We start from the raw sequence: 24,396 nt of genomic DNA, 5'->3' as shown, positions 1-24,396 counted from the left end.
TTGGTTAACGAAACAGCATAAAGTGACTTTAAACTTGGCTAAAAATTCTTAAATCCTGCTCACTTATCAATAACTCTGGCCTCATTCACCTAATGAATCAAACTTTAACAAGATTGCCCTATTTATCTGTACTGACTACTTTTAATGTAATTCATAACAAATAATTTAATAGGGTTAAAACAATGAAAAAATTAACGCTTACTGCTGCGATAGCAGTCGTTCTTGCAGGAGCTTTAACCGCCTGTTCAAAGCCCAATGATAATGAGCCGATGAGTAATAATGCTCAACCCAGCCCAGCCATGATGGAGCAAAATAACGCGGATACTAGTGTGAACCGTGCTGATAGCGCAGAAACTTCGCTAGATTGGGCAGGTGAATACGAAGGTGTTTTTCCTTGTGCTGACTGTGAAGGGATTAAGGTCGAGTTAGATCTCAATCCGGATAAAACCTATGAGCTAAATGAGGAATATTTAGGTAAAGCTGGAAATAATGAGACGGAAACTAAAGGTAGTTTCAGTTTTGACCCTCAAGATCCTTCAATCATCACATTAGATAACAAAGCTGAAAACCGTAAATTCTTTGTTGGTGAAAATTTTGTTGAAGCACGCGAGATGAAATCAGGTAAAAAAATCGACAGTAATTTAAATTATAAATTAGTTAAAAAGTCCGCATCATAATTTTGTAAACGCATAAAAAAATCCCCGCTATTGCGGGGATTTTTTATGAAATGCTCGGATGATGAATTACATCATGCCGCCCATACCACCCATGCCACCCATATCAGGCATTGCAGGTTTGTCTTCTGGGATTTCAGTGATCATGCATTCAGTGGTCAGCATCAAGCCAGCAACAGAAGCGGCGTGCTCAAGTGCAGAACGCGTTACTTTAGCAGGGTCAAGAATACCCATTTCCAGCATATCGCCATATTCGCCAGTTGCAGCGTTATAACCGAAGTTACCTTCGCCATTCTTCACAGCGTTGATCACTACAGAAGGCTCATCACCTGCGTTAGATACGATTTGACGAAGCGGTGCTTCAATCGCACGACGAAGAATGTTGATACCTACGTTTTGGTCATCATTCGCGCCTGTTACGCCTTCAAGTGCAGATGCAGCACGTACTAGTGCAACACCACCACCCGCAACGACACCTTCTTCAACCGCAGCGCGAGTCGCATGAAGCGCGTCATCTACACGGTCTTTTTTCTCTTTCATTGCAACTTCAGTTGCAGCACCGATTTTGATGACAGCAACACCGCCAGCAAGTTTCGCTACACGCTCTTGAAGTTTTTCTTTGTCATATTCTGAAGTAGATTCTTCGATCTGTGCACGGATTTGCTGTACACGGTCAGCGATTTGGCCAGCATTACCAGCACCATCTACAATTACAGTATTTTCTTTAGATACAGTTACTTTATGTGCTGTACCCAAGTGATCAAGCGTCGTTTGATCCAGCTGCATGCCGATTTCTTCAGAAATCACAGTACCGCCAGTCAAGATCGCGATGTCTTGAAGCATAGCTTTACGACGATCACCAAAACCAGGTGCTTTCACCGCACATACTTTGATAATACCGCGCATGTTGTTGACAACAAGTGTCGCAAGCGCTTCGCCTTCAACATCTTCAGAAATGATTAAAAGCGGTTTGCCAGTTTTAGCAACAGCTTCAAGTACTGTAATCAACTCACGAATATTGCTGATTTTTTTATCAACAAGAAGAATGAATGGATTTTCAAGTTCAGCTGTTAAAGTATCTTGCTTGTTCGCGAAGTACGGAGAAATATAACCGCGGTCAAACTGCATACCTTCAACTACGTCAAGCGAATCTTCGAAGCCTGAACCTTCTTCAACCGTGATTACGCCTTCTTTGCCCACTTTTTCCATTGCTTGCGCAATCAGCTGACCTACAGTCGTGTCAGAGTTAGCAGAAATCGAACCTACTTGCTCAATCGCTTTAGAGTCTGATGCTGGTTTTGCAGTTGCCTTGATATTCTCAACAACAGAACGTACCGCAATATCGATACCGCGTTTCAAGTCCATTGGGTTCATACCCGCTGTTACTGACTTGATGCCTTCATTCAAAATTGCTTGTGCCAATACAGTTGCAGTCGTTGTACCATCACCTGCGATGTCATTGGTTTTTGAAGAAACTTCACGAACCAGTTGAGCACCCATGTTCTCGAACTTGTCTTTCAGCGTAATTTCTTTGGCAACAGTGACACCATCTTTAGTGATGTGCGGTGCACCAAAAGAACGGTCGATGACAACGTTACGGCCTTTAGGACCAAGCGTAACTTTTACAGCATCTGCAAGGGTGTTTACACCAGCAATCATTTTTGAACGAGCTGAATCACCAAATTTTACGTCTTTAGCTGACATATTTGACTCCGAATATTGTTGTATCTTTACAAAATCTGATTTGGAACGAATAAAACTTTTTAGCGCAGATTAAGCTTCTAATACCGCTAAAATGTCAGATTCTTTCATGATTAAAAGCTCTTCGCCGTTTACTTTTACAGTAGTGCCTGCATAAGTACCGAACAATACTTTGTCGCCAACTTTTACGTCTAACGCGCGTACGCCATTGTCAGTGATTTGACCATTACCAACTGCAATGATTTCACCTTGAGCAGGTTTTTCAGCAGCCGAACCTGGAAGTAAAATGCCCCCAGCTGTTTTAGTTTCTTCTTCAACACGACGAATAACAACGCGGTCATGTAATGGACGAATGTTGCTCATAAATAACTCCATCAGACTAAGTCTTTTTTAGGTCACTGATGACGACTTAATTATTCCATGGGTCATCATCAAAAATTTTTGATGTCACTTTTATGGAGATGGAATAAAACGCTTCAAGGGCAAAAATGAAAAAAAATTGGTTTTTTTTAACGAATCATAGGTTTTCGTCTATTTATTCGGCAGATCAGCCTTCAACATAAAGGCTTGTGCCACTTCATCGAATAAATATTGAGAAATTTTTCCTGTGGCATCAATCAGATTAAAGCTGTTCGGTTCATCTTTATGTAGACGATTTGACGCAGAAGTCCCTGCATGTACATCATATACAGGATGATCCATCCCCAATCCGAACATCTGATTCAAATCATAAATCGCCGGTTGATGCAGATGCCCATGTAACACCGCAAACAGACCATGCTCTGCCCAGGCCTCTAAAGCAATTTTGGCCATCAATGGGCTGTCCTTGAAACCGCGCTTATTTTGAAAAGGCACATAAAAAGGCTGATGGCTGACAATGATTTTTAATTTGGAAGCAGGCGCCTGCGCCAGCGTCAGGTCAATACGCTGAATCTGCTCAAGGGATAAATGCCCTTTGGTATGATATCGACGTCGGATCGAATTCACCCCAATCAGATAAAAATTTTCAGTTTCAAATATTGGCTCCAATTCACCAAAAAAAATCTGGTAACGGGTAAATGGATTGAAAAGCCGATTCCACAAATGATAGAGCGGAATATCATGATTCCCCGGGATCACCATATAAGGCGTATTGAGCTGATCTAAAAATTTTTTGCAGGCAAAGAATTGACCCAAACGTGCGCGCTGAGTCAGGTCACCACTGATGACGACGGCTTCAAGTGGATGGGTCTGACAGAAATGCCGAATCGCTTCTAAACACTCCGGCTTCTCTGTTCCAAAATGCAGATCAGACAGATGCAGGATCATGTGGCACCATTACGTTTAGGCTATCTTTTAATACAGAAATATTGAGTGGCGGGGCCATTTCCACAATTTCCCCATCAATCGCTACCATCAGTTTCTTGGCTCGGGATTCGATTCGAACTTGATCGGCTGCAAAACTATAAACATCCGATGCCTGGTCAATCTTGCCACGAATCAGCTGATACACTAGCTTAAATAAAGTAAGCTTATCACTTTTAGAAACTACAACTCCCGCCACTTTGCCTTTTTCAGCCGCTTCTGCAATGCGCATTTTCATATCCGCCAGTTGCAAGGGATTATTGCCAAAAAAGATCAATGGTGTTTTCACTGGATATTTCTTGTGGTCCACCCAGATTTTTAGCTTTAATTCTTTACGGTCGCGAATCAGAACATCCAGTGCAGAGGTATAGGCATGTAGCGGTAAGCGACCAAAAATACGATTATAGTCTTCACGTTTGTTAATAAATAAAGGATATAGACCTAAACTGGCATTATTCAGATAAATTTCCTGATTGATCCGAGCAACATTCATACGTTGTGGCTGTCCTGTCGCAATCACTTTTGCCGCTTCAAGCAAATCCAGCGGAATCCCCAATAATCTGGCCACATAGTTAAAAGTCCCTAAAGGCAAAATACCGACAGGAATTTGCGTATTCAACACATGTTTGGCGACTGTATTTAAAGTGCCATCTCCGCCCGCTGCAACGATAATTCCTGACTCGCTAGATGCCAAATGCTGTTCAAGCACCTCAGTCATAATTTTATCAAATTGCTGTGAATCATTGATTTCATAAGCTTTAGTTTGATAACCCTGTGCTGAAAATATATCGATCAGCTGTTCATAAATGCCTTCTGGCCCCTGTATGCGAAAACCAGCTTTATGATTAAAAATTAGCGATAAGGGTTTAGATTGATTAGACATTTTTCGCGCAATTTCATTGAAGCCTATTGGCATTTTGTCCAATTCATAGACAATTAACAGTGGCTTTATGTAAAATTCAAATGGCAACCATTTATTTAATCAATAATGAATATTAGAGATCTTATAAAATTAAGATAATGATTTTAATATTAATTTTTAAAATAAATACCACCCATCATTTAAATAAATAGAATCAATAATTCAAATATTTAGTTTTATCTTGTTGTTTTACTTATATTTATAAATAAAATAGCATTATATTCCAAAAGAAATCTAGCACTTCTTTGGTCTTATTTTTTTTATCATTTTATGCTTTAATACAGCCACTTTTTTTCATATTTCATCTGGGCGATATTTTTTATTGCTCGGATTGTACTTTGTACATCTAATTTGTACACATTTGAGATAGGCCTCACCATGACCCAAGTGAACGCACCAGAATTCGTTCGTCACCCTAAGCTTATTGCTTGGGTGGAAGAGATTGCTAAATTAACAAAACCAGCAAAAATTGAATGGTGTGACGGTAGCGCAGAAGAATATCAACGTTATATCGACTTGATGATCGCTAACGGCACAATGCAAGCGCTGAATCAAGAAACTCATCCTGGTTCTTATCTTGCAAATTCTGATCCTTCTGACGTAGCACGTGTTGAAGATCGTACTTACATCTGTTCTGAAAACAAAGACGATGCTGGCGCGACCAACAACTGGGAAGCACCTGCTGTCATGCGCGAAAAATTGAACGGTTTATTTGACGGTTCAATGGCAGGTCGTACACTTTATGTGGTTCCATTCTCAATGGGTCCATTGGGTTCTCATATCGCTCATATCGGTATCGAGTTAACTGACTCTCCTTACGTTGCAGTAAGCATGTCTAAAATGGCTCGTATGGGTAAAGCTGTTTATGACGTTCTTGGTACTGACGGTGAATACGTTCCTTGCGTACACACTGTAGGTGCTCCGCTTGCGAACGGCGAAAAAGATGTTGCATGGCCTTGCAACAAAGAAAAATACATCGTGCATTACCCAGAAACTCGTGAGATCTGGTCTTATGGTTCTGGTTATGGCGGTAACGCATTGTTGGGTAAAAAATGCCTGGCATTACGTATTGCATCATTTATGGGTCGTCAACAAGGCTGGTTAGCTGAACACATGCTGATCCTTGGCGTGACCAATCCACAAGGCGAAAAACACTACATCGCAGCTGCATTCCCATCTGCATGTGGTAAAACAAACTTCGCTATGTTGATTCCACCAGCTGGCTATGAAGGCTGGAAGATTGAAACTGTAGGTGACGATATTGCCTGGATCAAACCAGGTGAAGACGGTCGCTTATATGCAATCAACCCTGAAGCTGGCTTCTTCGGTGTAGCGCCTGGTACCAACACCAAGACCAACCCGAACTGTATGGCAACCATGCACAAAGACGTGATTTATACAAACGTCGCTGTGACTGACAACGGTGAAGTATGGTGGGAAGGTCTGACTAAAGAAGCGCCTGCCAACCTGACTAACTGGAAAGGTCAACCACACACTGGCGAAGAAAAAGCAGTGCATCCAAATGCTCGTTTCACAGTTGCAGCTGGTCAATGCCCTTCTATTGACGCTGACTGGGAAAATCCAGCTGGCGTGCCAATTTCTGCGTTCATCTTCGGTGGTCGCCGTGCAGACACTGTGCCTCTAATTTCAGAAGCATTTGACTGGGTTGACGGTGTTTACAAAGCTGCAACGATGGGCTCTGAAACAACTGCTGCTGCTGTTGGTCAACAAGGTGTTGTTCGTCGTGACCCGTTCGCGATGCTGCCATTCGCTGGCTACAACATGGCGGATTACTTCACGCACTGGTTAGAAATGGGCGAGCAAGTGGGCGCGAAAGCTGCCGCTGCTGGCAACAAACTTCCAGGTATCTACAACGTGAACTGGTTCCGTCGTGATGCTGAAGGCAACTTCGTATGGCCTGGTTTCGGTCAAAACATGCGTGTTCTTGAGTGGATCATTGACCGTTGTGAAGGTCGTGCTGAGGCTGTTGAAACACCAATTGGCCTAGTTCCTACTTATGAACAGCTGAACTGGACTGGTTCTGACTTCACTAAAGAACAATTTGACCTAGTAACTTCTCAAGATAAAGATCAATGGATCAAAGAACTTGAAAGCCATACTGAATTGTTCGACAAGCTAGGTGAGCGTTTACCGGAAGCGTTAAAAACTCGTCAAGCAGAACTTATTGCTGCGGTTAAATCTGCTTAATTGCTGATTTAATTTAAAAAAGGTCGCGTAAGCGGCCTTTTTTATTGGCTGTTTAAACAATTGATCACAATTGACCAGAGCAGCTGCTTAAGCAAAATATGGCATACTTAAACCAAGACTTCAGGAACTATAAATATGAAAAGAACAACAGTAATTTTGGCTGTGGCTGCAAGCAGTTTTATACTGAGTGCATGTCAGACCACACCCCATCAATTCAATGGACAAAGTGGTTATGAAATTCTGGAACGTTCAGGCAATACAGCAACCCTGAGCTACACCCTCTCAGGACGACCAAGCCAGGATGAAAATCGCTTGCAAGCCGCTTGCAGACACGTGTTAGGAAATTCCAAAACTTACAACATCCAGATTTTAAGCACCAATGAAATTTCCAATCCAACTGCGGAACAGGAAAACTATGGCCGCCAACTGGGTAATAGCCGCACGCAAATCAGCTTGAGCAATACGCCTGATTTACATAATAGCGAGAACCCGGGTGCACGCGAAGCTTTAGAAGCCCGCCCTACGACCATGCGGGTTATTCGTTATACCTGTTCTTAATATCTGATACTTAGTTACTTAATCAGAGTAAGACAATCAAAAAGGGCCTAGTGCCCTTTTTAATTTTTTAAATTTAACGTGTTTTATAGAAACTGACATTACGAAATTCGGGCGATTCATCCAAATCCGGCCAGGTCGTCGCACTACGCTCGTCAAGTTTTTCATATTGAGGATGACTAAAGTTTTTTACCCGACTGTCTGCAACCCACACCTCAGGTGCAAATTTTAAAAACTCATCCAGGAAGAAACGGTTACATTGATCATAGAGCACATCTGCGGCTAATAAAATATCCACCTTCTCTGCCTTATATAGGTCATCCAGATATTCAAGCTCGATATCATTTAGCTCTGCATTGGCACGACAGGCATCTAGACTAACTTGATCGATATCACAGCAGATCACACGTTTTGCACCTGCCATTTTCGCCGCAATGGCAACTACGCCCGATCCCGCCCCAAAATCCAAAACTACTTTGTCTTTAACATGATGCGGCTCTGCCAATAGCCACTGCGCCATCGCCAAGCCTGAGGCCCAGCAAAAGATCCAGTATGGTGTATCATTCCAAATGCGACGAATCACCTCATCATCCAGCTTATCTGTTGGGAATACTGGCGGAATCAGCCACAGGGAAATGGGTGTATCCGGCAATTGCTGTGCATGTAGCTCACAGTGTGGAATCACATCATGCAAGGCTTGGAGTAAATGCTCAGGGGCTTTAGGGAATTGGAAGGTACAGCTCATTGGATTTTTATTCTTAGATAGGCAAAATTTTAGTTTCAAATATGAAAGTCAAATTAATAAAGAAAGTTCCCTCTCCTTTTTAAAGGAGAGGGCTAGGGAGAGGATTATTTTTAAGACCCTCACCCCGAACCCTTTCCCACAGGGAGAGGGAGAATAGGCTTAACCTAACGCTTTCTCAGCAGCTTCAACCGTTTGACGGATTAAAGTAGTAATCGTCATTGGACCTACGCCACCCGGAACTGGGGTATAAGCAGAAGCAATTTCTTCAATGCCAACAAGTTGGATATCACCAACACCACCGCCATCACGTGGATGGAAACCAGCATCAACAACCACTGCACCTTGTTTGATCCAGTCTTTTTGAATTAATTCTGCTTTACCTACCGCACCGACAATGATATCTGCTTGCTTAACAAAGCTTGCAAGATCTTGAGTACGTGAATGGCAAATGGTTACGGTTGCATTCGCTTCTAGCAGCATCGCAGCCATTGGTTTACCCAAAATTGCAGAACGACCTACAACTACCGCATGTTTACCAGCGATTTCAATGTTGTTCTCTTTCAGGATAGTCATAATACCCGCAGGCGTCGCTGAACCATAGGCTGCCTCACCCATTGCCATACGACCATAGCCCAGGCAAGTGACACCATCTACGTCTTTTTCAAGCGAGATTGCATCGAAACAGGCACGCTCATCAATTTGCGCAGGAACCGGGTGCTGAAGCAGAATACCGTGCACATCAGGATTTGCATTTAATTTTTCAATTTCAGCCAATAATTCTTCAGTTGTGGTTTCTTTAGGAAGTTCCACTTTGAGTGAATCCATACCAACACGGCGGCAGGCATTGCCTTTCATGCGAACATAAGTTGCAGATGCACCATCGTCACCTACCAAAATCGTCGCAAGAATTGGAGTACGACCTGATTTTGCTTTCAGCGCTTCTACGCGAGTAAACAAGTCAGCTTCAATTTGCTTCGCCAATGCACGACCGTCTAGAACTAATGCCACGGCACTTCTCCCAAGTGTTGATATGAATCAATTTTGCACATTCTACATGAATAATTTAAATATTTTCCGCCAGATGATGTTTTTATGCGCATACAGATGAATACACTATTGTTTTTTTTTCTGGGCTTGCTAATATACGCATCAACAAGACGCGGCGGGGTGGCAGAGTGGTCATGCAGCGGACTGCAACTCCGTGGACGCCGGTTCGATTCCGACCTCCGCCTCCATCTTGTTAAAGCCCGAGTGGTGAAATCGGTAGACACAGGGGATTTAAAATCCCCCGCCCACAAAGCGTGCCAGTTCGAGTCTGGCCTCGGGCACCATTCTTCTACTATAGAAAGATGGTGCAAATAAAGAACCCAGCGAAAGCTGGTTTTTTTATGTCTGTAATTTAGTTAGTCAAAAAATAAGTAAATTAAATTCCCATTTAAAGTGTCATCATTAATCAGGCCCTCCTGCTCTGCTTTCTCAATATCATCCAGCAGAACGTAAATATCCTTGCAAATCCTGTTCCAGTTTTTGCTGGAAATGAATCGGCTCAATAATTTTCACATAAGGTAACCAGTAACGCACCAAAGGCAATAACTGCATTTCGTGACGAATCTGGCAACTAATCACTAACTCTCCAGTCCCAGTTTCCTGCTCGATCTGCTGTTCTGGAAATAAACGGCGCTCTTTAAAAAAGACCGCGACTTCAGGTTGTACCTTGATTAAGACTTGCTGCTTTTGCTGCCCAAACCAGATGCTGTCTTCATCTACCAGCATTTTCAGTATTTCAGGATCATGCGCAAAGCTCTCCACCTCAGAAACCAGCTTGAGTTGTTGCACCTGACTTAAGCGATAGGTGCGCAACTTGTCCTGATCTACACCTACCAGATACCAGATACCAGATACCAGATACCATGATGGTGAATCAAGCGATAAGGCTTAATGATTCGCAATTGATCTGAATATTGCAACTCAACCTGCTGACGTTTATAGATTGCGCTTGCAAGCAACTTGAAATGCTCGGCAAACTGTTTGGCATCTTCAAAATAATAGCCTTTTGCCGAAAATACCTGATTTGCCCGCTCATCCAGCAATTCACGCATAAAAGACATATCCAGCGCCGGATACAGCTCACTGATCCCCGAAAGCTGGGCAAAGGTCTGGATATCCTGCAATTTAAAGCGCCCTAAATAAGAGAGTTCCAGATAATATCGTTTCTGTTCATCTTGAAGTAAGGGTAAGTAAGAGCCTAGACGATCAAAATCACGCTCAATGGTACGGGTGCTGACTTGAAATTCTGCAGCTAGCTCTGCAGCCCGGAGTTGATATCCGACGTTTAATTTGGTCAAAATTCTGGCTAAACGCTCTGCAAGACGCTCATGTGTTGAAGCTGGGCGCTTCATAAATCCCCACTTAATACATTCTCATGTACTTATTTATCGCTAGATGTTGAATGATTATACTGAATGCCGATCAATGAATAATATTAGGACAAAGTCTAAGATATTTTTTTGCATCAGATCTTGACCCTTTATTCACCCTAAAAATACAAGATCTTATTTGGATTTTCTGGATGCTTTCTTGCTTGAATGACGATTTTGTATTGTTAATCTTTCTATATAACGCTCCAGATGCAGCATCGCCCGATACATTTTATGTAACTCTACCCAGCTGATGGTTCCGCGAATAATCATTTTATGAATACGTCGTAATGCGCTTAAACTATGTTTTGAACTATATGCTGTTGAAATAATTTTCATCTTATTTTCCCTCTCACATTCATGTGAATGTTTAACCATTTGGTCGGAATTATCTATACATGCAATTTACGTGTCATAATTGACAGGTTGTGTCGAACAGTTAACATTTTTTAATTTTTATTCAAGATTTTATATATTTATTTGTAATAATATTTTACTTAAAATTAAAAAAAGCCAGTAAAATTACTGGCTTTTTTTGAATCACTTATCTCGTATTAAATAATTTCAACTACAACTTTACCCACATGCTCTCCAGTATCCATTGTGGCATGGGCATCCTGAATCTGATCGAACTTAAACGTTTTATAGATCATCGGGAGACATTCGCCTTTTGCCCACAATGGTGCAATCTGCTCTTTCAGGCCTTGTGCAATTTCCGCTTTTTCAGCCGTGCTGCGTGCACGCATGGTCGAACCGGTAATGGTCAGACGTTTCATCATGATTTGTCCGAGTTTAACTTCTTTGGCCTTAGCACCACCCAAGAAGGCGATATAGACCAGACGTCCATCACGGCGCAACAAATTTAAATTACGCTCTAAATAAGGTGCACCGACCATATCTAAAATAACATCGACACCACCATTGTCGGTAGCTTCATTAATAACTTGCTCAAAGTCCTGAGTTTTATAATTAATAGCCGTGGTTAAATCAGAAATCGCTGCAACTTTTTCATCTGAACCCACAGTTGCAAAAGTTTTAATACCAAGTGATTTACACAGCATCAAAGCAGTCGTACCAATCCCACTGGTTCCACCATGCACCAGTACCGTTTCCCCTGCTTTAGCCTGACCCATCTGGAACACATTAGCCCACACGGTAAAGAAAGTTTCAGGAATGGCCGCTGCCTGGACAAAACTTACGCCTTCAGGAATATTCAAGGTCTGGCTTTCTGGCACTACGCAATATTCAGCATAACCGCCACCATTGGTCAAACCACAAACCTTGTCACCAACTTTAAACTGACTTACATCACTACCAATCGCAACCACCTCACCTGCCACTTCCAGGCCAGGAACTGGCGTTACCCCTTTCGGCATCGGATATAAGCCTTGACGCTGCAGGATATCTGGACGGTTAATACCAAAGGCATGAACTTTCACCAGAACTTCATCTGCTTTAGGTTCAGGTACAGTCACCGTTTCATAAGCGAGTTTATCGACACCACCTGGTTCTGTAATAATGACTTGCTGCATGGTTTGTTGCGACATGATTTCTTTCCCTAATCTATGCATTTCATATATCTTGGACTTATTTGAACATAGTTAGCATGAGGAATGAAGCTACATCGGACTTATGTATAATCGGGGGACTATTCAGGAAATTGATAATAGGCCAACCATGATCCAAGTGATCGAATATAACGAAAACAATTACAGTGATTTTGAGTGGTTTGAAGGTTTTGCCGTGATTCGCTTTTATGCAGACTGGTGCAAGCCCTGTGTTCAGAATTTTCCGATCTTTGCCGAACTGGCGACATACTATGCTGAGGTAAATCCTGAAGTTAAATTTGGCAAGATCAATGTGGATCAGTCTCCGATTTTAACCTTGCGCTATAATGCCTATGGTTTGCCTTCTACGCTTATTTTTAGAAATGGAGAAATTATTAAAAGGATTGCAGGCGTGAAAAGTTTAACCGAAATGAAAGCAATTCTGGCCTTAGTCCTCAATGATTCTTATGAATAATTACCCATGTGAAGCCAAATCTAACAAAAATATTTCTTTTAGCTCACTATCTAAATACGGAGCCTTTAATTAACTACGCCCTTTATATTCCTTTACCATTCGATCACTCACATCTTCCGGATAACACAGCGGCGCATATCCGCCTGCACGATTATAAGCACTACGCTTACCACAACGACTACCATTACTTGCAGTATTGTAAGGACACGGACAATTTCCCGGATAATTCTGAATCGACTGCTGGATTATTTTTTGCTTGATTGCTTCAACGCTTTGGCTGCTCTGTTTGGCTTCAGCTCCAAAAGCCACACACAAGCCAGCCAGCAATATTAATTTTTTCATATATTCCCCAAATCTAGGGAGTATTGTATTAATTGACTAGTAAATTGAAAGATCACATTTTGACTAATCGAATGATTTTCATGCAATCAAAATTTAGGCAATAAAAAACCCGCTTTTCAGCGGGTTTCTTCAAATCAGTCCAGTCTTAAAGACGAACCAATTCCACAATCTTCTCAGCAAGTTCTTCAACTGTATCTACGGTTAAAGTCGTGTCTGTACCTTCAGCAGCATCGGTAATCACAACCACACCAGTTTCACGAACCAGTGCAACCTGCTCCGCATTCAAACATGCTTTAGCAATAGCAACGATCCCTTGCTGAATCAGCAAGCTTTCTAGCGCCTGAGCATTTTCCAAAGCTTTACCAGATACAGTCACCGCAGCAGGTTTTTGACCCAAACGTGCCGCACGTGCTTCTGCAGTGACAGGCTCATCGTGTGCAGACCATTCAACTGATTCTTCCACCATACCAGCACCAATCGTCACGTTATTCAAACGATCGATGAAGATAAACGAACCGGTGAAACGGCTGTCTTGATAACGGTCAAAGACCACTGGTGCATCAAATTCAACAGTCACATTGGCGATTGCATTTAGCTCAAGTTTATCCACCTGAACTTTTTCCAATGTGTTAACGTTGGTACGGTAATGAATTGCCGTTACTTTTGCCGGAACGGTTTGCGTACCAATCTTGATGTTGTACAGCTTACCCAGTACAAGTGGTTGATCTGCCATCCACACAACAGTCGCTTGAACTGAACGGGAAATATTTGGAACAGCTTGATCCGCACGAATTAACACGTTACCACGTGAAATATCAATTTCATCGTTAAGCGTTAAAGTCACTGCCTGACCTGCAACTGCATGCTCAAGATTGCCATCAAAAGTGACAATTTCTTTGACAGTCGATGATTTACCAGAAGGTAATGCTGTTACGGTATCGCCAACATTGATATCGCCAAGTGCGATCGTACCGCAGAAACCACGGAAGTCGAGGTTTGGACGGTTCACGTATTGCACAGGGAAACGGAAATCCTGCTTCGCTGAACTACGGTTAATTTCCACCGATTCAAGTGTACCCATCAGCGTTTCACCAGTGTACCATGGCGTATTGGCTGACTTGTTCACCACGTTATCGCCATTCAATGCAGAAATAGGCGTAAAGATGATATTGCTTGGTTTACGGTCGCCCAATTGTGCAACGAATGCCGCATATTCAGCCTGGATTTCATTGAAACGCGTTTCAGAGAATTCCACCAAGTCCATCTTATTGATTGCAACAATGATGTTCTTGATCCCGAGCAAACTCGCAATAAAGGTATGACGACGCGTCTGGGTTTGCACGCCATAACGCGCATCAATCAAAATGATCGCAAGGTCACACGTCGACGCACCTGTCGCCATGTTACGGGTATACTGTTCATGTCCCGGCGTGTCCGCGATGATGAACTTACGCTTTTCTGTCGAGAAATAACGATAGGCCACATCAATGGTAATGCCTTGCTCACGCTCTGCTTGTAAACCATCAACCAGAAGTGCCAAGTCAGGTGCATCACCTGTCGTACCGACTTTCTTCGAGTCACGGGTCACAGCCTGTAATTGATCTTCATAAATCAATTTTGAATCGTACAGCAGACGACCGATTAACGTCGATTTACCATCGTCCACGTTACCGCAAGTCAGGAAACGCAACAGGTCTTTATTTTCATGTTGTTTCAGATAGCCCAAGATATCTTGGCTGATTAAATCAGATTGATGAGACATCGCTCAAAGCTCCACATATTCTTTAGAAATCGGTTGTTTTGAATCTTTTTTTAATCTCCCTAAATCCCTCTTTAATAAAGAGGGACTTTATCTCCGTTCTGATTTAGGAGTTCCCCCTCTTTTTAAAGAGGTGAGCAGCATTGCTGCGCAAGGGGGGAGATTAAATTAGAAGTAGCCTTCCTGCTTCTTCTTCTCCATCGAGCCTGCTTCATCATGGTCAATCATACGACCTTGACGCTCAGAACTGGTTGCCAGTAACATTTCCTGAATAATTTCCGGCAAGGTATTGGCTGTAGATTCCACAGCACCTGTTAATGGATAACAACCCAAAGTACGGAAACGTACCGATTTCATTTGTGGAACTTCACCTTCTTTTAAAGGCATACGTTCATCATCAACCATAATAAGCGTGCCACTACGTTCAACCACAGGACGTTCTGCAGCCAAATAAAGTGGTACTAATGGAATACTTTCCAAATAGATGTATTGCCAGATATCCAGCTCAGTCCAGTTAGATAATGGGAATACACGAATACTTTCGCCCTTGTTCACTTTACCGTTATAAAGATTCCAAAGTTCTGGGCGCTGGTTTTTCGGATCCCAACGATGTTTCGAATCACGGAATGAATAAACACGTTCTTTCGCACGTGATTTTTCTTCATCACGGCGCGCGCCACCAAAAGCAGCATCAAAACCGTATTTATCCAGAGCCTGTTTTAAGCCCTGAGTTTTCATGATGTCGGTATATTTAGAACTACCGTGGTCGAACGGGTTAATACCTGCCTCAACCCCTTCTTTATTCTGATGCACGATCAAATCGAAACCATGGGTTTTCGCCATATTGTCCCGGAAAGTGATCATGTCTTTAAACTTCCAGCCTGTATCGACATGTAATAATGGAAATGGAAGTTTTGCTGGGTAGAACGCTTTTAGCGCAAGATGCAGCATGACCGCCGAATCTTTACCAATCGAATACAGCATGACCGGATTTTCAAACTCGGCAGCAACTTCGCGGATGATATGAATACTCTCAGCTTCAAGCTGTTTGAGATGAGTAAGTCTTTCCTCATTTAACGACATGGACAACACCAGCTTAGAAAAACGTGTACTTATGACACTTTTGAAAATTTATATTCATTATAGTGATTTACTTATCCTATCCATTGCTTGTTTTATGATATTGATATATCAAAAGCTCATATAAAAATTCATCAATAATGAATATCAGTTTTTATGAATCAATGATTTGCACAATTCAAGCGAGGGTATTGTGTGATATAGGTATATATTACCCTGTCGCTAAACCAATAAAATCCTAGGAAAATAATCTAAAGTAGTGGTTCTCAAATAGTTAAAAAATTACTAGAGTAAGACCCAATTCTCCCTATTGATATACTTCGTTTATGCCCTATAGCGCTTTTGATCTCACCACTGTAAAAACCCGTCTGGAACAGGCCCAGCTTGCTGGTTATATTTATCAGCATCAGCAACATATTCTAGTCTTGCAAGAACCTTTCAGTGATGATGGCAAGCCTTTAAATATCTATCTGCAACACGAGCTGACCGCGGATCAAATCGGATTACAGTTTGGTCTGCGTTTGCAAGAAGGTCATTGGGAATTCCTAATCGGCGTTACTTATAGCAACCAGAACGCAGCTTACGAAATTGGTGCTGGCAACCTAAAAGGTGATCAAAAAGCCTTTAATTTATTATATGCCTTTTATAATTATCCTAAAGCGTTCTATCTAGTGGCATTACCTTTGACAACCAACAGTCAGATTTTGGAGCAAACCTTGCAACAACAGCTTTTCAAGCAGCCTGATCTCGACTTCCTGAATACTGCAGTCAAGGTCAATCCTATGGGCGAACAGGTCAAATGGATGCAACACTATATTCTGCAACAGACTCTAGATATGAAAGTCCGGATTCAGACTGCCCTACTTTAAACTTGAACAGAAAAATTTGGAGATACTCAGGTCGATGTATCTCTATACTTTCTCAGGCAAGCACACACAGAATGCCATGCTATTCAGAATTCCTATTGCCACTATGGCATCACTTGCTCAAACATCCAGTTAGCTTCTTATAGTTTATTATTAATTTTAATAGTTCAATAATTATTAAATAATCAATATATTCAATCCTTGTTTATCGGGTTTTTTGTTATTTTTTTGCATACAAAATCAGTAATTACTGTTATCGTTATATCAATAAAAACTTTCAGACACTTTTCCTAAAAACATAATTATAGAGATAAAGAAATGTGGGAACTGTTTACGCATCCATCAAATATCGTATTTAGTATTAGCCTGAGCCTAATGCTGATGTTTGCTGCACTAGAATGTATTCTATTGCTGCTCGGCGGCGGCTCTCAGCATATCTTCGAACAGTTTTTACCTGAAGATCCCCTGCAACCAGAAATAAGCCCGGATCAGTCTCCGGGTGTTTTCAGCAAAGTATTTGACTGGTTATATCTGGGGCGTCTGCCTTTATTTATCTGGCTAATCATTTTTCTGACCAGTTATGGGTTAAGCGGTTTATTGATTCAGGGCATATTTGAGCGCCTGACCAGCCAGCTGTTTAATGTTTGGTTGATTTCTCCGGCCTGCCTGTTTCTGTGTATGCCTGTGGTGCGCTTTCTTGCCATGGCCGCCAGTAAGCTCCTGCCCCAAGATGAAACTTCCGCGATTTACAGTGATGAACTCATCGGACGTACCGCGACCATTATTCTGGGAGATGCCAAAGTGAATTCTCCCGCACAAGCCAAAGTCCGAGATCAACATGGCCAGACTCATTATGTTCTGGTTGAACCAGAAAACAATCAAATTTTAAATCAAGGTCAGAATGTAGTTCTAACCCACAAAACCAAGAACGGCTTTCAAGCCATTGCACTTTAATTTTATTTAGCTAGCACTCAATTGAGACTTTATAACAATGTTAACATTTGATTTATATAATATTTTAATTATTTCGGGAATTATTTTTGTGGCACTGGTGACTTTCGGTCTCATCATTGCACGCTTATACCGTCGTTCAAGCAAAGAAATTTCCTTTGTGCGTACCGGTTGGGGTGGAGAAAAAGTGATTTTAGGTGGAGGCGCAATCGTGCTTCCGGTGTTACATGAAATTATTCCAGTAAATATGAACACCCTACGCCTTGAAGTCCGCCGTGCTGATGATCAGGCACTGATTACCCGTGACCGGATGCGGGTCGATGTCATGGCCGAATTCTATGTCCGAGTCAAACCTACAGCAGATTCAATTGCCACCGCAGCACAAACCCTTGGTCAAAAAACCATGTCACCCAATGAATTAAAAAATCTGGTGGAAGGCAAATTTGTTGATTCACTGCGTGCAGTGGCTGCAGAAATGGCCATGGAAGAATTGCATGAAAAACGGGTCGATTTTGTACAAAAAGTCCAACAAGTGGTTTCAGAAGATTTGCACAAAAACGGTCTGGAGCTTGAAACGGTTTCCCTAACCGGACTGGATCAGACCGGATTTAAATACTTTAATCCACAAAATGCCTTCGATGCCGAAGGTCTGACCAAGCTCACTGAAACCATTGAAGACCGCCGTCGCAAGCGTAACCACATCGAACAGGATACCGATCTGGCGATCAAAACTAAAAATCTGGAAGCTGAACAGGCGCGCCTGCAAATTATTCGTGAAGAAGAATATGCCAAACTGCAGCAAGAACGTGAAATTGCCATTCGCCGAGCTGAACAACTGGCTGAAATTGCCGCTCAGGAAGCCGGCAAAAAACGTGAAGCAGAAGAAGCACAAATTGCCGCTGAACGAGAAGTCGAACTCAAGCGTATTTTGGCCGCCCGTGATGTCGAAAATGAAAATATTCAAAAGGCCCAGCTGATTCAAAAAGCACAGGTCGAGCAAAAGAAAACCATTGAACTGGCTGAACAGGATCGCGCCATTGCGATTGCGGAAAAATCACGTGCTGAATCTGAAGCTAAAGCTCAAGCCGATCAGGCACGTGCACAAGCGGTAAAAGCGGAAGAAGAAGTCATCACCGTACGTCAAATCCAGCAGGCAGAGCGTCAAAAAGCAGTTGAACTGGTCGCAGCCAAAGAACACGCTGAAAAAGATGCAATTGCCATTACAGTTGCCGCTGAAGCTGGCAAACAGGCGGCAGCAGATGATGCAGAAGCAGTGCGGATTGCGGCTGAGGCTGAAGCAGAAAAAGTCCGCCTGAAGGCCAAGGGTGAAGCGGATGCGAAAATTCTACTGGCTCAGGCAATGGAAAAACAGTATCAGGTCGATGCTGAAGGTACGCGTGCGGTCAATGAAGCCAATAACGTCCTGTCACCTGAACAGGTCGAAATGCAGATCCGTCTGGCCATGCTGAAATACTTGCCTGAAATTATCCGGGAAAGCGTCAAACCAATGGAAAATATTGATGATATCAAGATTCTCCAGGTGAATGGCCTACATGGCGGTCATGCCGGTGCCTGTCAGGCAGATGCCCATCATGAGAATGGTAATGTTGCCCTGTCAGATCAGGTGGTGAATAGCGCCCTACGTTATCGTAGCCAAGCACCGCTCATTGACAGTCTGATGAGTGAGCTTGGTATTCAAGGTGGTGATATCAACGGCATGACTCAGAGCCTTAAAGCTAAAACTTAAAAATAGAATGCGATATAAAAAGCTCCCATCTGGGAGCTTTTTATTACAGGTTTACTTTGGATATCAGGCCAAACCTTTATCTTTTAACACTTGCAGCATAGTTGAACCGAGTTCGGCAGGACTGCGCGTATAGGCCATACCCGCACGCTCAAAGGCAGCAAACTTTTCTTCTGCTGTGCCCTTACCACCTGAAATGATCGCACCTGCATGGCCCATACGTTTACCTTTAGGTGCAGTTACGCCCGCAATATAACCAACAACTGGCTTGGTCACATTCGATTGAATATATTCTGCGGCTTCTTCTTCCGCCGTACCACCAATTTCACCAATCATGATGATGGCTTCAGTCTGCGGATCTTCCTGGAACAGTTTCAAGCAGTCAATCTGGTTCATGCCTGGAATTGGATCCCCACCAATACCAATACAGGTCGACTGACCTAAACCGAGTTTTGTAGTTTGCGCCACAGCCTCATAAGTCAGTGTGCCTGAGCGCGAAATGATCCCGATTTTACCCGGCTGATGAATATGTCCCGGCATGATCCCGATTTTACATTCACCCGGCGTAATAATACCCGGACAGTTTGGTCCGATCAGACGTGTGCCATTACCATTGGTTTCCAGATAACGCTTGGCTTTGAGCATGTCGATGGTCGGTACACCTTCAGTAATCACCACAATTAACTCAATGCCAGAATCAACCGCCTCAACAATAGAATCCAGTACAAAGGGTGCCGGAACATAAATCACCGAAGCATCTGCATCAGTTTCTTTCACCGCTTCACGCATGGTATTAAATACAGGCAATTCCAGATGGGTTTGACCACCTTTACCCGGGGTTACACCACCCACGACTTTAGTGCCGTAGGCTAAAGCCTGTTCAGAATGGAATGTGCCGTTTTTGCCTGTAAAGCCCTGTACCAATACTTTAGTGTCTTTATTAACTAATACGCTCATGTTAGATACTCCTTAAGCTTTTACAGCAGCAACGATTTTTTCTGCAGCGTCAGCAAGACCATGTGCAGAAATCAATTTCAAACCTGATTCATCCAGTAATTTTGCACCCAGTTCCGCATTGTTGCCTTCGAGGCGAACAACCACAGGAACTGTCACATTTACTTCCTGAACCGATGCAATAATTGCTTCAGCAATCATGTCACAACGTACAATTCCACCAAAAATATTAATCAATACACCCTGGACAGAGTGATCTGCCAAGATAATTTTAAAGGCTTCAATCACACGCTCCTTGGTCGCACCACCACCCACATCCAGGAAGTTGGCTGGTTGACCGCCATACAGCTTAATAATATCCATGGTTGCCATGGCAAGACCGGCACCATTGACCATACAACCAATGTTACCCTCAAGTGCCACATAGTTTAGATCAAACTCAGAGGCTTTTAACTCACGTTCATTTTCTTGAGACTTATCACGCAAAGCAGCCACTTCAGGCAAACGGTACAGTGCATTCGAATCAATTCCGATTTTGGCATCGACACACAGAATGTCGCCGTTTTCACGCACAGACAGCGGATTGATTTCGAAAAGTGCAAAATCATTGTCTACAAATGCCTGATAGGCAGCCGTCATGACTTTAACAAATTGATTGATTTGTCCATCTTTGAGTTTAAGTGCAAAAGCAACTTCACGCGCCTGAAATGGCATTAGACCAACTAAAGGATCAACCTCAACTTTAATAATTTTTTCAGGGGTTTCTTCGGCCACTTTCTCAATTTCAACACCGCCTTCAGTCGATGCCATAAAAGTGATGCGGCGAGTCGAGCGATCTACCACAGCGCCCAAGTACAACTCGCGCTCAACCGGATAAACATCCTCAGAAACTAAAATGCTATTGACCGGCTGACCATTGACATCAGTCTGATAAGTCACCAAGCGTGAACCAATAATCTGATTGGCATATTCAGCAGCCTCGGCAGCCGATTTCACCACTTTTACCCCACCAGCCTTACCCCGGCCACCCGCATGCACCTGTGCTTTCAATACTGCGAACTTTCCACCCAGCTGCTCGAAAGCATGCACCGTTTCATCGGCATTGGTGGCAAGTATTCCTTCCTGCACAGGCATACCATATTTTTTTAATAGCGCTTTTGCTTGATACTCATGTAAATTCATTGAATAACCTTTTATTACTTCTTTGCCTTGTTATAACCCACTAGCACCCAGACGTCCGTCAAAGCAGTACCAGCATTTCTTAAAATCGTTATCTTTATTTTTAGATGATTGTTCCAATAAAAACAACCATGAAATGTAAAAAGAGCGACCTAAGTCGCTCTTTTTTCAAATTACTTACGCTTACGTTGGATCGCGTGAATCGCACGACCATCAACTGCAAGTGCAGCTTCATGTACCACTTCAGAGAATGTCGGGTGACCGAAAGTCATCAACTGAAGATCTTCAACTGAAGATACAAACTCAAGCGCGATCATACCTTGGTGAACGATATCAGACGCAGCAGGTCCAATCACGTGCATACCGAGTAAACGATCCGTTTTTGCATCAGCAACAAACTTCACGAAACCGGCACCTTCACCCGCAGCTAAAGCACGACCGTTCACAGCAAAACCGAATTGACCCGTTTTAACTTCGTGACCTTTTTCAGTCGCTTGCTGTTCTGTTAAACCTACCCACGCCGCTTCCGGATGTGTGTAAATTACAGAAACAATGGTGTCATAGTTCACTTGTGCAGCATGACCGTGAATACGCTCAACCGCCATTACGCCTTCTTCCATTGCTTTATGCGCAAGCATTGGACCACGTACCAAGTCACCAATTGCGTATACGCCTTCAACTGAAGTTGCACACCAATCGTTGACTTCAACCAAACCGCGTTCAGTCAATTTAATGCCTGAATCATCAGCCAATAAACCTTCAGCATATGCGCGACGACCGACACAAACGATCAATTTATCGAAAGTTTCAGTTTTGTCTTCACCAGCTTGGTTATATTTAACCGTTACTTCACGACCATTGATTTCAGTACCTGCAACTTTTGCACCGATACGGATATCCATACCTTGCTTAGTCAACAGTTTTTGGAAGTCTTTTGCCAATGCTTTATCAGCCATTGGTAAGAATGCATCCATTGCTTCAAATACAACAACTTCAGCACCAAGACGACGCCATACAGAACCAAGCTCAAGACCGATCACGCCCGCACCAATTACACCTAAACGCTTAGGTACTTCTGGGAATTCAAGCGCGCCAGTAGAATCAACAATTAAGTCTTGATCTACAGGAGCCACTGGAATATTTACTGGTACAGAACCCGTCGCAAGAATCACATATTTAGGCTCTAAAACTTGAGTTTCACCTTCGTGAGAAACAAATTCTACTTTTTTACCTGCAAGCAGTTTACCCGTACCTTTTAACCACTCGATGCCATTACCTTTAAGTAACTGATCGATACCGCCAGTCAATTGATCTACAACTTTGTCTTTACGAGCCAGCATTTTAGAAAGATCGAATTTAACTTCACCAGTCGTAATACCATGGTCATCTAGATGTTGAACTGTATCTTCATAACGATGTGAAGAATCAAGTAAAGCTTTAGACGGGATACAACCGACGTTTAAGCAAGTACCACCTAAAGATGGTTTACCTTTATGAATACGTTTTTCGATACACGCAACTTTAAAACCAAGTTGAGCTGCACGAATTGCTGCTTCGTAGCCGCCCGGGCCACCACCAATTACGACTAAATCGAATTGAGACATGTTTATCTCCAACTAATCCCCCTTATTAATCCCCCTTTTCCAAAGGGGGATCTTCCCCTCTTTTTAAAGAGGGGTTAGGGGAGATTTTTAATGAATAAATTACAGATCAAGGATCAGACGCGCTGGCTCTTCTAACAATTCTTTGATTGTTACAAGGAAACCGACTGCTTCTTTACCATCGATTAAACGGTGGTCATAAGACAGTGCAAGGTACATCATTGGCAAGATTTCTACTTGACCATTCACCGCCATCGGACGTTCCTGGATTTTATGCATACCCAGAATCGCAGTTTGTGGCGTATTTAGAATTGGTGTAGAAAGCAATGAACCAAAAGTACCACCATTAGTAATAGTGAATGTACCGCCAGTCATGTCTTCGATGCCCAGCTTACCGTCACGTGCCTTGCCAGCATATGCACGGATGCCATTTTCAACTTCAGCATAGTTCATGCGGTCTGTATCACGAAGTACAGGAACCACTAGACCACGTTCAGATGAAACTGCAACACCAATGTCGTAGTAACCGTGATACACGATGTCATCGCCATCAATTGAAGCATTTACCGCTGGATAGCGTTTAAGTGCTTCAGTTGCTGCTTTAACGAAGAATGACATGAAGCCAAGACGCGCACCGTGACGCTTCTCGAATGCATCTTTGTATTGAGCACGCATTTCCATGATTGGTTTCATGTTCACTTCGTTGAACGTCGTCAACATTGCAGTTTCTTGAGTCGCTGCAAGTAAACGTTCAGCAACACGCTTACGAAGACGAGTCATAGGAACACGTTTTTCGATACGCTCGCCCACTGCAACGCTTAATGGTTGCGCTGCAGGTGCTGCCGGTTTCGCCTGATGATTTGCCACATCTTCTTTCGTGATGCGACCGCCACGGCCTGTACCTGCAACGTCAGCAGCTGCAACACCAGATTCAGTCAATGCTTTACGCACTGCTGGAGCCTGATCCTGTACTTGTTGACGTTCAACGATCGGTGCATTACCAGCTTCAGTTTGCGCAGCAGCTTGTTCAACTTTCTCTTCAGACTGAACTGCTTGAGTTTGCGTAGCGCCAGAAACAGCACCTTCTTCAAACTGTGCAATGACTTCAGCTGAAAGAACAGTATCGCCTTCACCTTTAATAATAGATGCAAGTGTACCGTCTGCAGGAGCAACAACTTCTAAAACAACTTTATCAGTCTCAATATCGCAGATCACTTCATCACGTGACACTGCTTCACCTGGTTGTTTGTGCCAAGTTGCGATCGTACCGTCCGCAACTGACTCTGGGAATACCGGTGCTTTAATTTCGGTTGCCATTACTTAGAATCTCCT

22 protein-coding genes, 2 tRNA genes and 1 pseudogene are annotated in these 24,396 nt (G+C 42.9%); 9 read left to right on the top strand and 16 right to left on the bottom strand.

Features of this window, described 5'->3' with window-relative positions; translation table 11 throughout:
- Positions 1–182 precede the first annotated feature (182 nt).
- Positions 183–677, top strand: a complete 495-nt coding sequence (locus tag I6L24_RS08365) for a copper resistance protein NlpE (protein WP_004279475.1) — start codon at positions 183–185, stop codon at positions 675–677.
- A 66-nt stretch (positions 678–743) separates the two neighbouring features.
- Here I6L24_RS08365 and groL read toward each other — a convergent pair whose 3' ends face one another.
- From groL to I6L24_RS08345, 4 genes are all read right to left on the bottom strand, one after another.
- Complete coding sequence (gene groL / locus I6L24_RS08360; protein WP_004279474.1) at positions 744–2,378, bottom strand: chaperonin GroEL; 1,635 nt, start codon at positions 2,376–2,378, stop codon at positions 744–746.
- Positions 2,379–2,447: 69 nt separating this feature from the next.
- The gene (locus tag I6L24_RS08355) at positions 2,448–2,738 is read right to left on the bottom strand and encodes a co-chaperone GroES (RefSeq protein WP_004646315.1); all 291 of its coding nucleotides are present in this window, start codon (positions 2,736–2,738) and stop codon (positions 2,448–2,450) included.
- Between the two features lie 168 nt (positions 2,739–2,906).
- Positions 2,907–3,683: a metallophosphoesterase family protein gene (locus tag I6L24_RS08350; RefSeq protein WP_004646314.1), complete on the bottom strand. Its 777-nt coding sequence runs from the start codon at positions 3,681–3,683 to the stop codon at positions 2,907–2,909.
- The gene (locus I6L24_RS08345) at positions 3,664–4,602 is read right to left on the bottom strand and encodes a diacylglycerol/lipid kinase family protein (RefSeq protein ID WP_034619166.1); all 939 of its coding nucleotides are present in this window, start codon (positions 4,600–4,602) and stop codon (positions 3,664–3,666) included. The genes I6L24_RS08350 and I6L24_RS08345 overlap by 20 nt, the downstream gene beginning before the upstream one ends.
- Before the next feature lie 417 nt (positions 4,603–5,019).
- Here I6L24_RS08345 and I6L24_RS08340 point away from each other — a divergent pair, with 417 nt between their 5' ends.
- Both I6L24_RS08340 and I6L24_RS08335 read left to right on the top strand, forming a co-directional pair.
- Positions 5,020–6,849, top strand: a complete 1,830-nt coding sequence (locus I6L24_RS08340; protein WP_216985892.1) for a phosphoenolpyruvate carboxykinase (GTP) — start codon at positions 5,020–5,022, stop codon at positions 6,847–6,849.
- 135 nt (positions 6,850–6,984) lie between these two features.
- Positions 6,985–7,407 carry a hypothetical protein gene (locus I6L24_RS08335; protein WP_004730234.1) on the top strand — a complete coding sequence of 141 codons (423 nt, stop codon included), beginning with the start codon at positions 6,985–6,987 and terminating at the stop codon, positions 7,405–7,407.
- A 73-nt stretch (positions 7,408–7,480) separates the two neighbouring features.
- On the opposite strand, the gene I6L24_RS08330 is transcribed toward I6L24_RS08335, so the two are convergent.
- Positions 7,481–8,149 (bottom strand): class I SAM-dependent methyltransferase, encoded by a 669-nt coding sequence (locus tag I6L24_RS08330; protein ID WP_004730236.1) that lies wholly within the window; start codon positions 8,147–8,149, stop codon positions 7,481–7,483.
- A gap of 159 nt (positions 8,150–8,308) precedes the next feature.
- Positions 8,309–9,157, bottom strand: coding sequence for a bifunctional methylenetetrahydrofolate dehydrogenase/methenyltetrahydrofolate cyclohydrolase FolD (gene folD / locus I6L24_RS08325; RefSeq protein ID WP_004646309.1), 849 nt, complete (start codon positions 9,155–9,157; stop codon positions 8,309–8,311).
- Between the two features lie 153 nt (positions 9,158–9,310).
- Here folD and I6L24_RS08320 point away from each other — a divergent pair.
- Both I6L24_RS08320 and I6L24_RS08315 read left to right on the top strand, forming a co-directional pair.
- A tRNA-Cys gene (locus I6L24_RS08320) sits at positions 9,311–9,384 on the top strand.
- Positions 9,385–9,394: 10 nt separating this feature from the next.
- Positions 9,395–9,480, top strand: a tRNA-Leu gene (locus I6L24_RS08315).
- Positions 9,481–9,631: 151 nt separating this feature from the next.
- Here the strand turns inward: I6L24_RS08315 and I6L24_RS16825 are convergent.
- From I6L24_RS16825 to I6L24_RS08300, 3 genes and pseudogenes are all read right to left on the bottom strand, one after another.
- Positions 9,632–10,548 (bottom strand): annotated as a pseudogene (locus I6L24_RS16825) (helix-turn-helix transcriptional regulator).
- A gap of 153 nt (positions 10,549–10,701) precedes the next feature.
- Positions 10,702–10,905: a hypothetical protein gene (locus tag I6L24_RS08305; protein WP_004730241.1), complete on the bottom strand. Its 204-nt coding sequence runs from the start codon at positions 10,903–10,905 to the stop codon at positions 10,702–10,704.
- A 215-nt stretch (positions 10,906–11,120) separates the two neighbouring features.
- Positions 11,121–12,113: an NAD(P)H-quinone oxidoreductase gene (locus I6L24_RS08300; RefSeq protein WP_004730244.1), complete on the bottom strand. Its 993-nt coding sequence runs from the start codon at positions 12,111–12,113 to the stop codon at positions 11,121–11,123.
- A 130-nt stretch (positions 12,114–12,243) separates the two neighbouring features.
- Here I6L24_RS08300 and I6L24_RS08295 point away from each other — a divergent pair, with 130 nt between their 5' ends.
- Positions 12,244–12,588, top strand: a complete 345-nt coding sequence (locus I6L24_RS08295; protein ID WP_004730246.1) for a thioredoxin family protein — start codon at positions 12,244–12,246, stop codon at positions 12,586–12,588.
- 69 nt (positions 12,589–12,657) lie between these two features.
- On the opposite strand, the gene I6L24_RS08290 is transcribed toward I6L24_RS08295, so the two are convergent.
- The 3 genes from I6L24_RS08290 to cysD all read right to left on the bottom strand — a co-directional run bounded on the left by I6L24_RS08290 (position 12,658) and on the right by cysD (position 15,772).
- Positions 12,658–12,930 carry a hypothetical protein gene (locus tag I6L24_RS08290; RefSeq protein WP_004730248.1) on the bottom strand — a complete coding sequence of 91 codons (273 nt, stop codon included), beginning with the start codon at positions 12,928–12,930 and terminating at the stop codon, positions 12,658–12,660.
- A gap of 145 nt (positions 12,931–13,075) precedes the next feature.
- Complete coding sequence (gene cysN / locus I6L24_RS08285) at positions 13,076–14,692, bottom strand: sulfate adenylyltransferase subunit CysN (RefSeq protein ID WP_004730250.1); 1,617 nt, start codon at positions 14,690–14,692, stop codon at positions 13,076–13,078.
- A gap of 165 nt (positions 14,693–14,857) precedes the next feature.
- The gene (gene cysD / locus I6L24_RS08280; RefSeq protein WP_004730252.1) at positions 14,858–15,772 is read right to left on the bottom strand and encodes a sulfate adenylyltransferase subunit CysD; all 915 of its coding nucleotides are present in this window, start codon (positions 15,770–15,772) and stop codon (positions 14,858–14,860) included.
- 323 nt (positions 15,773–16,095) lie between these two features.
- On the opposite strand from cysD, the gene I6L24_RS08275 reads away from it, so the two are divergent.
- From I6L24_RS08275 to I6L24_RS08265, 3 genes are all read left to right on the top strand, one after another.
- Positions 16,096–16,638: a hypothetical protein gene (locus I6L24_RS08275; protein WP_004730254.1), complete on the top strand. Its 543-nt coding sequence runs from the start codon at positions 16,096–16,098 to the stop codon at positions 16,636–16,638.
- Positions 16,639–16,953: 315 nt separating this feature from the next.
- Positions 16,954–17,589 (top strand): YqiJ family protein, encoded by a 636-nt coding sequence (locus I6L24_RS08270; protein WP_004730256.1) that lies wholly within the window; start codon positions 16,954–16,956, stop codon positions 17,587–17,589.
- A 37-nt stretch (positions 17,590–17,626) separates the two neighbouring features.
- Positions 17,627–19,333: a flotillin family protein gene (locus I6L24_RS08265; RefSeq protein WP_004730259.1), complete on the top strand. Its 1,707-nt coding sequence runs from the start codon at positions 17,627–17,629 to the stop codon at positions 19,331–19,333.
- 63 nt (positions 19,334–19,396) lie between these two features.
- Here I6L24_RS08265 and sucD read toward each other — a convergent pair whose 3' ends face one another.
- From sucD to odhB, 4 genes are all read right to left on the bottom strand, one after another.
- A complete protein-coding gene (gene sucD / locus I6L24_RS08260) occupies positions 19,397–20,287 on the bottom strand; it encodes a succinate--CoA ligase subunit alpha (protein ID WP_004730261.1) in 891 nt (296 codons plus the stop codon).
- A 12-nt stretch (positions 20,288–20,299) separates the two neighbouring features.
- Positions 20,300–21,466 carry an ADP-forming succinate--CoA ligase subunit beta gene (gene sucC / locus I6L24_RS08255; RefSeq protein ID WP_005262354.1) on the bottom strand — a complete coding sequence of 389 codons (1,167 nt, stop codon included), beginning with the start codon at positions 21,464–21,466 and terminating at the stop codon, positions 20,300–20,302.
- A gap of 170 nt (positions 21,467–21,636) precedes the next feature.
- Positions 21,637–23,067, bottom strand: a complete 1,431-nt coding sequence (lpdA, locus tag I6L24_RS08250; RefSeq protein ID WP_005262355.1) for a dihydrolipoyl dehydrogenase — start codon at positions 23,065–23,067, stop codon at positions 21,637–21,639.
- 99 nt (positions 23,068–23,166) lie between these two features.
- Entirely contained in the window at positions 23,167–24,381 is a 1,215-nt protein-coding gene (odhB, locus tag I6L24_RS08245) for a 2-oxoglutarate dehydrogenase complex dihydrolipoyllysine-residue succinyltransferase (RefSeq protein ID WP_004279435.1), read from the bottom strand.
- Between the last annotated feature and the right edge of the window lie 15 nt (positions 24,382–24,396).

This window comes from Acinetobacter lwoffii, assembly GCF_019048525.1.
GTDB classification, from domain to species: Bacteria; Pseudomonadota; Gammaproteobacteria; order Pseudomonadales; family Moraxellaceae; genus Acinetobacter; species Acinetobacter lwoffii_K.
This window is presented reverse-complemented; position numbering and strand designations above follow the sequence as displayed.